This is a genomic window from Pedobacter agri PB92 (assembly GCF_000258495.1).
Lineage (GTDB): Bacteria > Bacteroidota > Bacteroidia > Sphingobacteriales > Sphingobacteriaceae > Pedobacter > Pedobacter agri.
Genome location: NZ_AJLG01000164.1, coordinates 1 through 11,322, shown reverse-complemented (window position 1 = coordinate 11,322; position 11,322 = coordinate 1). Strand labels below are relative to the sequence as shown.

Genomic DNA, 11,322 nt, shown 5'->3' with positions numbered 1-11,322 from the left:
ACGTACACACTGTTCACCAGATATTATCGTATGTATATGCAAACCCTTTTATTAACTTAAATATATCTAACATGAAAACAATTACTAAATTATTCGCAACAGCACTTACTGCTTTTGCAATTTTCACTACAACAAATTTGAATGCTCAGGAGATGACTACAATGTCGACCAATAATGGTATGGCCTTTAAAGTAGGCGTTGGCTTAAACGGTGGTTTATTTAGGAAAAGCTCTCCAATGGAATACTCTTACGGAGCTGATTTAAAACTACAGTGGGATTTAACTAAAGATGTAGCAGTTACAGCATCTGGTGGTTATGCCAAATTGAAAGGTAGAAATAACGCTTTGGATTTTGATTTTATTCCTGCAAAAGGTGGTGTTAAAGTTTTTGCGATCGAAAGAATGTATCTTGCAGCAGAGGCTGGCGCAGGATTCGGAATAGAAGATGGTGCAAAAACTAACTTTATCTACACTGGCGGTTTAGGTTACGAGTGGAATAATGGTCTTGATATCGGCATCAGATATGAAGGTTATGTAAATGATAGCTCTTCAACTACATATTTCAGACAGACTGGACAATACGCTGTGAGATTAGCTTATAATTTCAAATTATAATTAAATCATCATATAATTCGAAAGCCTCGCAATTTGCGGGGCTTTTTTTATTGATTTAATATTAAAATTGCTATTTTGAGCCGAAAACCAAATACAATGAAAAAAATCCTAGGCATCGCCATATTAGCTACCATATTCGCCTGTAATCAAGCAGAGAAAAAATCGACAGCGGTTTCAGATTCAACAAATAGCAATACAACAAATGCTGCAACCAAAGTTGAAATTAAAGATGGGAAGAAGCTTGCGATTTTGACTGAATATGAAGATCTGAAGAACGCACTTGTTGCATCAGATGCGACTAAAGCACAAAAATCAGCATCGGTTCTTGAAAAAAGCTTAGCCAATTACGAAGGTTGTGAGCCTACCGCAGAAATTGCTGCTAAAATTGCGTCTAATAATGATCTTGTTGCACAACGGAAGAATTTCACAGTATTAAGTGCAGATGTGATCGCTTTATTTAAAACTACTGAGATTGAAGCTGGTACACTTTACGTACAGCACTGCCCAATGGCAAATAAAGGAGATGGAGGAGACTGGCTTTCAACAGCAAAGGAAATTAGAAATCCTTATTACGGAAATGAGATGCTGGAATGTGGTCGTGTTGCGGAAGAAATCAAAGGAAAATAACCATAAAATGTACAAGTAATTAAGCATGATTGTTACGTCGGTTTGACTGATTATTCATATTAATTTAACAGATTTGTTATGCATGTATATTAATTTTATATAATTTAGAAAGCTATAAACACAATACAATAATATGTCAGATATTGCAGAGATTAAAGTTGATGGTAAGACAATAGAATTGCCAGTAATAACAGGAACAGAAGATGAAAAGGCCATTGATATTTCAAAATTAAGAGATCTTACAGGCTTTGTAACCTTAGATACTGGTTTTAAAAATACTGGTTCTACAAAAAGTAAAATCACTTTCTTAGATGGTGAAAAGGGGATATTAAAATATAGAGGCTATTCTATAGAGGAGCTGGCTGAAAAGTCGAGTTTCCTGGAAGTATCTTATTTAATCGTTTATGGTGAACTGCCAACTCAAACGCAATTAGATTCATTTCAAGCAGAAATCAGCAAGCATACATTAATTCATGAGGATATGAAGAAGTTTTTTGATGGTTATCCGTCAAGATCTCATCCAATGGGTCAGCTGGGTTCGCTAATATTCTCACTATCTACCTTTTATCCAGAGTGTTTAAAGCCAAATCAAACTGCTGAAGAACAAAACTTAACCATCATTAAGTTATTGGCTAAACTGCCTACAATTGTTTCTTTCATTTATAAAAAATCTTTAGGTCATCCACTTATTTATCCTAAAAATAAATATGATTATGTGACCAATTTCCTTTGGATGACATTTGGCCAACGTACAGAAGATTACGACGTGAATCCAATTGTTGTAAGTGCGATGAATAAATTACTTATTCTTCACGCAGACCATGAGCAAAACTGCTCAGCTTCAACAGTCCGCATAGTGGGTTCTTCTGATTGTAATTTATATGCTTCTGTTGCTGCCGGAATTGCTGCCCTCTGGGGACCGCTACATGGTGGTGCAAATCAGGCTGTTATCGATATGCTGGAATTAATCAAAGCAGATGGTGGTGATACTGAGAAGTGGATCGCTAAAGCTAAAGATAAGAACGATCCTTTCCGTATGATGGGATTTGGACATAGAGTTTACAAAAACTTTGACCCACGTGCTAAAATTATTAAAAAGGCTTGCGATGATATTTTAGAAAATCTAGGTATTGATGATCCGATTTTGGAAATCGCTAAAAAACTGGAAGAAGCTGCTTTAACAGATCAATATTTTATCGACAGAAAATTATATCCAAACGTAGATTTTTACTCGGGTATCATTTACAGAGCTTTGGGTTTCCCATCAGAAATGTTTACGGTATTGTTCGCATTAGGCCGTTTACCAGGATGGATTGCTCAATGGAAAGAAATGCACGAGAACAAAGAGCCAATTGGTCGTCCTCGTCAAATTTATGTTGGCGAAACCGATAGGGCTTTCGTTAGTATTGAAGATAGAAAGTAAATTACTTCGCATAAAAAAAGACTTCAGGATTTCTGAAGCTTTTTTTTATGCCTGAATATTTTTATTTAAGTGGCTACGTAATAAATTAAATTCAACATCACCATTTCCGTCAGCTTCAATGATACGTAATAAAGAATGATGATTAAGAACATTTTTCCTATCACCTTTTTTCGCTGATAAAATACCCTTAAAGCATTAAACATGTACCAACAAATCCAGCATAACAGGCCAAGTTTAATAATGGAAGACATTATACTTCCGGCTCCAAAAACATACTTCATGACCGGCCTTGTAAATATTGACACAATGAAATAAGCTGTCATACCATGTATGGTAAATATTAAGTGATCAAGGTAATAGATGTGATTTTTCCTAAAATTCCACATAACAAATAATGCCAGTAGAGGCATCAATAAGAAGTATTGTTTTGGCCTGTTGTGCTCTAATGTTTCTTGAATAACTTCCGATTTCTCTCCTATAGTGATGGCACGTTTCTTTATTAAACGATCAAACCAGTTATCCTGATCCTGTGGTTGCAGTGTTTTTTGTCTGGCTAGATATGCCGCATAGGTACTGTCATTACGGTCATCATGAATTTTGCTGAACTTTGAAATTACCTCCGTAAGGGAATCTGATTTACTAGCTTTATTATGCTTTTTAAGATTTTCCAAAGCAATTGTTTGTTCCTTAAAACTCAGGCTTTTGAATTCTTCACGATCCATATCTTCAGCAATCCGAGCCGTGGTTTCGTTCACTATGCCTGGGGCAGCGTTAGTTAAACCAGCTTCTTTGAGTTTTTTTTGTACACTATCTAGCGTGGCTTTCCTTTTTTTCGATTGAGCAGCGGTAAGTAGTTTGTGATTGTTTTCCTTTTCAACATGTTCAGGAGAATACGCAACTAAGAAATACACAATTGATACAAATATGTACATACTCACCGGATTGATATATCTTGCTCTTTTTCCTGCAAGGTAATCAAGTGTTACTTGCCCGGGTTTAGTTAAAAGTGGAACAAGCGTTTGGAAAAATTTGTTGTCGAAGTGAAAGTAATGGGCAATACTGTGGCTAATGAAACCCCAGAAACTTTCTTTCAATTCTAAATTGGGTTGACCACAACTGCTGCAATAATGAGTTTTTACATGAGAACCGCAGTTCAGGCAATTATGTTCTTTTCTATACTTACCAGCTGACATAAAGGATTTCGAGATTGTTAATGAGTAATGGCATCAATAGCCTTTTCTTCGGCTTTGGTATGTTTGTGCTTAAATAGAATTGCAAACAAAATTGTAATTACCAGGGCATAAATGGTAAATGATAACCAGATGCTGTGCCAATCTTTCATATGGATAGTTTTATCAAATGATCCATTCTCCATAATTGAAACGCCTTGAGTTTTAACAAAATTAAGCAAATGACTATTGGTTGTTTCCGATCCTACAAAATCGGAAGTTGCCTGGATGTTATTGAAAGATTTGGTAAAATATTTATCAATCATCCAGCCAGAAACCAAGCTGCCGAACACCGCTCCGAAACCATTGGTCATCATCATAAACATTCCCTGTGCAGATGAACGCGTTTTCGCTGTTGTAGAGGTCTCGACAAATAGAGATCCTGAGATATTAAAGAAATCGAAAGCCATACCATAAACCACACACGATAAAATGATCATCCAAAGATTTCCTGCCGGATTACCATAAGCAAATAAGCCGAACCGGAAAACCCATGCAAGCATTGCAATAATCATTACCTTTTTAATTCCATAACGTTTTAAAAAGAAAGGAATAGCTAAAATGAAAAGGGTCTCTGATACTTGCGAGATTGACATGATGATGGTTGAATACTTCACCACAAAAGAATCAGCATATTTCGGGAAATTCTTAAATTCATCTAAGAAAACGTCGCCATAAGCATTTGTGAGTTGTAGCGCACCACCTAAAAACATTGAGAAGATAAAGAACAAAGCCATTTTGTAATTGGCAAATAACTTGAAAGCCTCCAGACCTAAGGTTTGCATCAAGGAAGCTTTTTCTGATATTAATCTACTTGGTTTACATTTTGGAAGGGTAAACGCATAAATTCCTAATAATAAAGCTCCGGTTCCGGCAATATAGAACTGATAAGCGCTTGCTTTATTTCCGGTTAGGTTGGTAATCCACATCGCAGCAATAAAACCAACAGTTCCCCATACACGGATAGGAGGGAAATCTTTCACAACATCTAGGTTTCCTGATTTTAAGGTGGTATAGGAAATAGAGTTACTCAAAGATATTGTTGGCATGTAAAAACACATTGCCGCCAGAATTGTCCAGAAAAATGCATTTGGACTTTCTACTTGCGGCAGATAAAATAATACAGCCGCATATAAAATATGAAGTATGCCATAAAGTACTTCTGCATTTACCCATTTATCTGCAATAATACCAGTTAGTGTCGGCATAAATAAGGATGCAAAACCCATTGTTGCGAAAATGGCTCCAAACTGGGTGCCATCCCATTGTTTTGTGCCAAACCAATAATTTGCAATAGTGATAAGCCAGGCGCCCCACACAAAAAACTGCATAAAGCTCATCAAGGTTAAGCGAAACTTAACGTTCATCATATTTGTTTGTTTGATTTTTGAAAGTAAAGGCTGAATATAGAACTATTTTGAAACATAATTCAAAAATGAACCCAAATTATTTTAAACAATCTGGGTTCATTTTAAATTGTGGTATTGATGTATAAATTCGTCGATAAAGTGCTAGTTCAAAAACTATTTATCTCTCTGAGATTAAGATGTTCCTCTTTTATTCAACTCGTCTCTTAACCTTGCTGCTTTTTCGTAAGCCTCCTCTGCGATGGCTTCCTGAAGTTTTTGCTGTAACTCTTCAAGCGTTAAATCTCCAAAACCTTGTTGTTTAGACGAAGTTGGTGTAATATCTGCATCAGGTTCTTTTGCGATAGAATCCATATTTTCCAGAAATAGAAAATCGTTTCCTTCTATTACAATTCCAGCTGAAGCCAGAATAAATTCATAGGTGTAGATTAATGCATTAAACCGCACTGCAAGTGCAATTGCATCAGATGTTCTGGCATCAATTTCATGGGTATTTTTACCATCGCTACAAATTAGTTTGGCGTAAAAAACGCCATCCACTAAATTATAAATGATAATTTCCTGAATGTTGATATGAAAGGTATCTGCCATTGACTTAAATAAGTCATGTGTGAGTGGCCTGCTGGGCGTCATTTTCTCAATTTCGATGGCAATGGCCTGGGCTTCGAAGGCGCCTATAATAATCGGAAGTCTTCGGCGACCATTCACTTCTCCTAAAACAAGGGCATAGGCACCAGATTGTGTCTGGCTGTAAGATAAACCTACAATATCTAATTTTACTTTCTTCATATTTCCAGATGTCATGTTGAGCTTGCCGAAACAATTTTTATTTCGGCAGGCTCAGGTAGACATGATTATCCTTTGTGTGCTTTTAAAGCTTCAATTAATTTAGGTACTACTTCAAAAGCATCGCCAACAATTCCGTAGTCGGCAACTTTAAAGAAAGGCGCTTCCGGATCTTTGTTGATTACAACAATCACTTTTGATGAGCTTACGCCTGCTAAATGTTGGATAGCACCAGAAATACCGATAGCGATATAAAGATTTGGGCTAATTGCAATACCTGTTTGGCCAACGTGTTCTGAATGCGGTCTCCAATCTGCATCAGAAACTGGCTTAGAGCATGCAGTTGCAGCGCCTAATAATCCAGCCAACTCTTCAATCATTCCCCAGTTTTCTGGTCCTTTCAAGCCTCTGCCGGCGGATACCACCAATTCTGCATCTGGTAACGACACTTTATCAGTTGCCCTAACAATGTCTTTGATAACAGTTCCCAAGTCTGATTGTTTAATGTCGGCAGAAAAGTTTTCAATAGCAACCTCTACAGCGTTTTCTTTAACACCAAAAGCATTTGGGTTTAACGCAATTACTTTATTTGCTGAAGTTAATTCGGTAACGGCAAATGCTTTTCCTGAAAAGGCAGTCTTTTTTATTGAAAATTTGCCATCGTTACTTGGAAGCTCAACCGCACCATCAGCCAAACCTGCTTTAAGTTTTACTGCAATACGAGGAGCGAGGCCCTTGCCAGAAAAGGAGTTGGACAATACCACAATATCAGCGGCTTCTTTTTCTGAAGCAGCGGCAATAACACTCGCATAAGCTTGATTAACGAAAGTTTTCAGCTGCTCGGCACTAACATTTAATACTTTAGAGGCCCCATATTTGCCTAATTCTTTCAATTCGTTTTCAGCAACATCGCCGATAGAAATGGCAGTTAAGTTTGTTGATTGTTGATCAGCAATTGCTTTTGCATAAGAAACAGCTTCAAAAACAGATTTCTTAAACTTCCCTTCAGCTTGTTCTACATATACTAGTACAGACATATATTTATTTCTTTATCCTCAAAAAGGATTATGTAAACGATTTAATTACTTAATTTCAAATCCCCCTCAGGAGATTTATTACTTTATATTACTTTGGCTTCGCTATGAAGTAAGTCAATCAAAGATTCAGTTTGATCAGCCGGAATTAACTTTACTGTTCCGCGTGGGGCAGGAGTTTCGTATTTGGTAATTTTAGTTACTTCTTCAAGTGCTACCGCGTCTACAACTGCTAAAGGTTTTGTACGAGCACTCATTATACCACGCATATTAGGAATTTTAGGTTCTGCAACACCTTCTGCACAGCTTGCTACAAATTTACCAGAAACCGTAACCACTTCCTTGCCGCCTTCAATTTCTCTCTCTACTGTTGCCGTATTTCCATCAACTTCTAATTTTTTGATAATGGAGATTGAAGGAATGTCTAAAAATTCACCAACCATTGCAGCAACCTGATTTCCATTATAGTCAATTGATTCACGTCCGGTTAAAATCAAATCAAAATCTTTTTCTTTTGCATATTCTGCAATCTGTTTTGCAACAAAATAAGCGTCGCGAGGTGCTGCATTTACACGAACGGCCTCATCTGCACCTATCGCCAATGCTTTTCTAATGGTCGGATCATTGGCAGCTTCTCCAACATTAATTACGGTTACAGTTCCTTTGCCACCTTCAGTTAGTTCAATTGCTCGAGATAATGCAATTTCGTCATACGGATTAACAATATATTGTACGCCCGCAGTATTGAATTCGGTATTATCATTAGTAAAAGTTATTTTTGTCGTCGTGTCGGGCACGTTACTGATACAAACTAATATTTTCATATGTTAATAGTGGTTTTTAGTGAATATGAAATGCTCAGGGCTTAGTGAAAAAGCTACCGATTTATCATATTAATTGTATTATTTATATAAGGTCTTTCTGCAAATTTAATTAAAAAAGCAAGGAAATAAAATGTCATCAAGCCGTTTAGCAAAGTTATTGGAGTTTTTAGAAAATGATCCTAATGATCCATTCATACTATATGCCTTAGCCACAGAGTATAACACTCAAAATGATAATGAAAAAGCATATTCTTTTTACCTTCAGTTAACCGATAAGCATCCAGATTATGTTGGCACTTATTATCATTTGGGCAAGCTGTTAGAAAAAGATAATCAAAAAGAAAAAGCGATTGAGATTTACCAGAAAGGGATGCTTGTAGCCCGAAACAAAAGAGATATGCATGCTTTTTCTGAACTTCAGGGTGCCTATAATACAGCGGCAGGTTTAGATTATGAGGATGATTAATCTTTATAACCATCATTCGCAAATAGACAATAATACAGCTATCATCCAATTTAATGCAAGCTAAACCCATCGCTGCGAAAAAGCAGTGGCTATTTATCAGAAACGTTGTGTTTTTTACATTCACTTCGTTTGGAGGTGCTCAAGCGCATCTCGCCTTATTGTTGAAATATTTTGTGCAAAGCACTAAATTTATTTCAGAAGAAGAATTGTTAGAACTCAATGCACTTGCTCAGGTGCTACCTGGACCAGCTTCTACGCAAACACTGGTCGGTATAGCCTGGAAGGTAGGAAAGTTGAAACTGGCTATCATTACCTTTCTGATCTGGATTTTACCAACTGCCGCAATAATGACTTTTGCTGCAATAAGCTACGCACTTCTTGATCAAAAGCAGAAGTTTAATGATATCCTGGAATATATTCAACCTATTGCTTTAGGTATTGTAGCCTATGGGGCATGGAAACTTGGTAAAAAAGTGCTGTCATCGCAAGTTTCTATATTTCTGGCTGTTGGATCAGTGGTAGCAACTTTTGTCCTTAGAAACGCTTACGTATTTCCTCTGGCGATACTGGTTGGTGGAATTATTTCATCGGCAATTGAAACTCCCAGAGAAGAAACCGAATTAAGGGTGCGTTTATTTTCAAATTTGAATCCGAAGAAATTAATATATTTCCTTGGTGCTTTACTTCTTTTTGCTTTAGTTGGTGCCATTATTAACCGAACCTCTCCATTTAGTTTGCCAATTCGTTTGCTGGAGAATTTTTATCGTAATGGTATTCTGGTTTTCGGTGGCGGACAGGTATTGGTTCCGTTAATGTTTACAGAATTTGTCGAGATGAAGCATTATTTGCCTTCTTCAGGATTTTTATCGGGTTTTGCACTGCAGCAAGCACTTCCGGGACCGACCTTTTCTTTTACAAGTTATTTGGGCGCTTTAAGCATGAGAAACTTCGGTTACGGCATGTGGGGACAAATACTTGGTGGTTTAATCGGTGTGATTGGAATCAACTTACCTGGATTAATTTTAGTATTGTTTATTGTTCCATTTTGGGATGACTTGAAGAAAATTTCCAGGATCCGCCACAGTCTTTCGGGAATTAATGCCGTTAGCGTAGGGTTTATTATAGCCGCCTTTATTCTTTTACTAATTCCAATGGGTTTCAATCTGATATTTATAGGGATAATGATTGCAACTTTTTTGCTCTTAAATTTTACTAAAATTAGTCCACCAATTATTGTACTTGCAGGTATTTTAATAGGCTATCTGTTTTAGCATTTTTCTTAAATATTATTCTATAAAAATAGGGAAACTGATCGTTTCCCTTTCGAAGTATATTTTAATTAAAATGGTGGGTCATCATCATTGTAATCGTCCATTTTTGAAGGACGGATAATCACGTTGCTCTGTTTTTCAAAATCTTGCGAAGGATACATTCCTGCTGAAGGATCTGCTGCTGCAAATGATGTTGGCGCTGTAAAATCATCTTCTAAATCTGTAAATTTCACAAACTTACCAACGAAACGTAATGGAACTATACCAGTTTCACCGTTACGGTGTTTGGCAATAATTACCTCACCAATGCCTGCTTGTGATCTTCCTTGCTCATCTTCCGTAATACCATAATATTCCGGACGGTAAAGGAACAATACCATATCGGCATCTTGCTCAATAGATCCCGATTCACGTAAATCGGAAAGCATTGGCCTTTTCCCTTGTAAACCAGGTCTGCTTTCTACCGCACGACTCAACTGCGATAATGCCAGTACCGGCACATCCAGTTCTTTAGCTACAGATTTTAACGCTCTTGAAATACTACCAATTTCCTGCTCACGGTTACCGCCACCTTTTCCGCCTTCACCTTTACCATGCATTAACTGTAAATAATCGACAATAACAAGTTGAATATCGTATTGAGATTTTAGCCTTCTGCACTTGGCTCTAAACTCGAAAATATTTAAGGCCGGGGTATCATCTATTAATAATGGCGCTTCAGTTAAACGGCCAATTTTGCTATGTAATTGTTGCCATTCCCATTCCTGCAAATTACCTTTTCTAATTTTCTCCTGTTCAATTTCGGCTTCGCCGGATATCAGACGATTCACTAACTGAACGGATGACATCTCTAAGGAGAAAACTACAGTAGGTTTTTGGAAATCAACAGTCGCGTTTCGGGCACAGGTAAGTACGAAGGCTGTTTTTCCCATCGCCGGACGAGCAGCAATGATTACCAGATCTTGTTTCTGCCAACCTCCGGTAATTCTATCTAATCCGGTAAAGCCGGTAGGAACCCCTGTCAAGCCATCTGTCTTAGTTCTTAGCTCTTCTAGCGTTGCTAAAGATTGTTTAATGATATCATCCATCTTTTGCGTATCTCTACGTAAATTATTCTGGGCAATATCAAATAATCCTTTCTCGGCATGATCCAGTAAATCAAAAATGTCCGCTGTATCTTCATAAGCGGTCGTAATAATATCTGTAGAAATTCTAATTAACTCTCTTTGAATATATTTTTGAGAAATTATACGGGCATGAAACTCAATGTTAGCTGCCGATGCTACTCGGTTGGTTAGGTTCGTAATGTAATAGGCACCACCAACCATCTCAAGTGCGCCCATCTGACGAAGCTCTGCGGTAACGGTTAAAATATCAACAGGCTTAGATTTCTCAAAAAGCATATGAATAGCTTCAAAAATCTTTTGATGTGCCTCCTGATAAAAAACTTCGGGTTTTAAAATATCGATTACTGCGGAAAGAGCATCCTTTTCAAGCATTAAAGCACCCAAAACCGCCTCTTCTAAATCTAATGCTTGTGGAGGCAATTTGCCCATCGTACTTACGGTATTAGTTAATCGTGCTTTCCTCGCTGTTAAACTGTTTTTTCCGCCTTGTTCATTATCCATACTCATAATACAAAAGTAGGTAAAATTTGACGCGATTGTTTTAGTGTGTACGT

General features: G+C 37.2%; 11 protein-coding genes. 5 read left to right on the top strand and 6 right to left on the bottom strand.

Features of this window, described 5'->3' with window-relative positions; all coding sequences use genetic code 11:
* From ON09_RS18990 to ON09_RS18980, 3 genes are all read left to right on the top strand, one after another.
* Nucleotides 1–614, top strand: a 614-nt coding sequence (locus tag ON09_RS18990; protein WP_010602650.1) for a hypothetical protein, incomplete at its 5' end; no start/stop codon positions are given.
* 96 nt (nt 615–710) lie between these two features.
* The gene (locus ON09_RS18985) at nt 711–1,241 is read left to right on the top strand and encodes a DUF3347 domain-containing protein (protein ID WP_010602649.1); all 531 of its coding nucleotides are present in this window, start codon (nt 711–713) and stop codon (nt 1,239–1,241) included.
* Nucleotides 1,242–1,374: 133 nt separating this feature from the next.
* Nucleotides 1,375–2,664: a citrate synthase gene (locus ON09_RS18980; RefSeq protein ID WP_010602648.1), complete on the top strand. Its 1,290-nt coding sequence runs from the start codon at nt 1,375–1,377 to the stop codon at nt 2,662–2,664.
* A gap of 65 nt (nt 2,665–2,729) precedes the next feature.
* On the opposite strand, the gene ON09_RS18975 is transcribed toward ON09_RS18980, so the two are convergent.
* The 5 genes from ON09_RS18975 to ON09_RS18955 form a co-directional block, all read right to left on the bottom strand.
* On the bottom strand, nt 2,730–3,758 hold the full coding sequence (locus tag ON09_RS18975) for a DUF3667 domain-containing protein (RefSeq protein ID WP_238533745.1): 1,029 nt from the start codon (nt 3,756–3,758) through the stop codon (nt 2,730–2,732).
* Nucleotides 3,759–3,874: 116 nt separating this feature from the next.
* Nucleotides 3,875–5,260: a nucleoside permease gene (locus ON09_RS18970; protein ID WP_010602646.1), complete on the bottom strand. Its 1,386-nt coding sequence runs from the start codon at nt 5,258–5,260 to the stop codon at nt 3,875–3,877.
* 174 nt (nt 5,261–5,434) lie between these two features.
* Nucleotides 5,435–6,049, bottom strand: a complete 615-nt coding sequence (locus ON09_RS18965) for a bifunctional nuclease family protein (protein WP_029204471.1) — start codon at nt 6,047–6,049, stop codon at nt 5,435–5,437.
* A gap of 65 nt (nt 6,050–6,114) precedes the next feature.
* On the bottom strand, nt 6,115–7,083 hold the full coding sequence (locus ON09_RS18960) for an electron transfer flavoprotein subunit alpha/FixB family protein (RefSeq protein WP_010602644.1): 969 nt from the start codon (nt 7,081–7,083) through the stop codon (nt 6,115–6,117).
* A gap of 83 nt (nt 7,084–7,166) precedes the next feature.
* Complete coding sequence (locus ON09_RS18955) at nt 7,167–7,904, bottom strand: electron transfer flavoprotein subunit beta/FixA family protein (protein WP_010602643.1); 738 nt, start codon at nt 7,902–7,904, stop codon at nt 7,167–7,169.
* 130 nt (nt 7,905–8,034) lie between these two features.
* Here ON09_RS18955 and ON09_RS18950 point away from each other — a divergent pair, with 130 nt between their 5' ends.
* Together ON09_RS18950 and chrA are read left to right on the top strand one after the other, a co-directional pair.
* Entirely contained in the window at nt 8,035–8,370 is a 336-nt protein-coding gene (locus tag ON09_RS18950; RefSeq protein ID WP_010602642.1) for a tetratricopeptide repeat protein, read from the top strand.
* A 53-nt stretch (nt 8,371–8,423) separates the two neighbouring features.
* Nucleotides 8,424–9,641 carry a chromate efflux transporter gene (gene chrA / locus ON09_RS18945; RefSeq protein ID WP_010602641.1) on the top strand — a complete coding sequence of 406 codons (1,218 nt, stop codon included), beginning with the start codon at nt 8,424–8,426 and terminating at the stop codon, nt 9,639–9,641.
* Between the two features lie 68 nt (nt 9,642–9,709).
* On the opposite strand, the gene dnaB is transcribed toward chrA, so the two are convergent.
* Nucleotides 9,710–11,275, bottom strand: coding sequence for a replicative DNA helicase (gene dnaB / locus ON09_RS18940; RefSeq protein WP_029204470.1), 1,566 nt, complete (start codon nt 11,273–11,275; stop codon nt 9,710–9,712).
* Nucleotides 11,276–11,322: the final 47 nt, after the last annotated feature.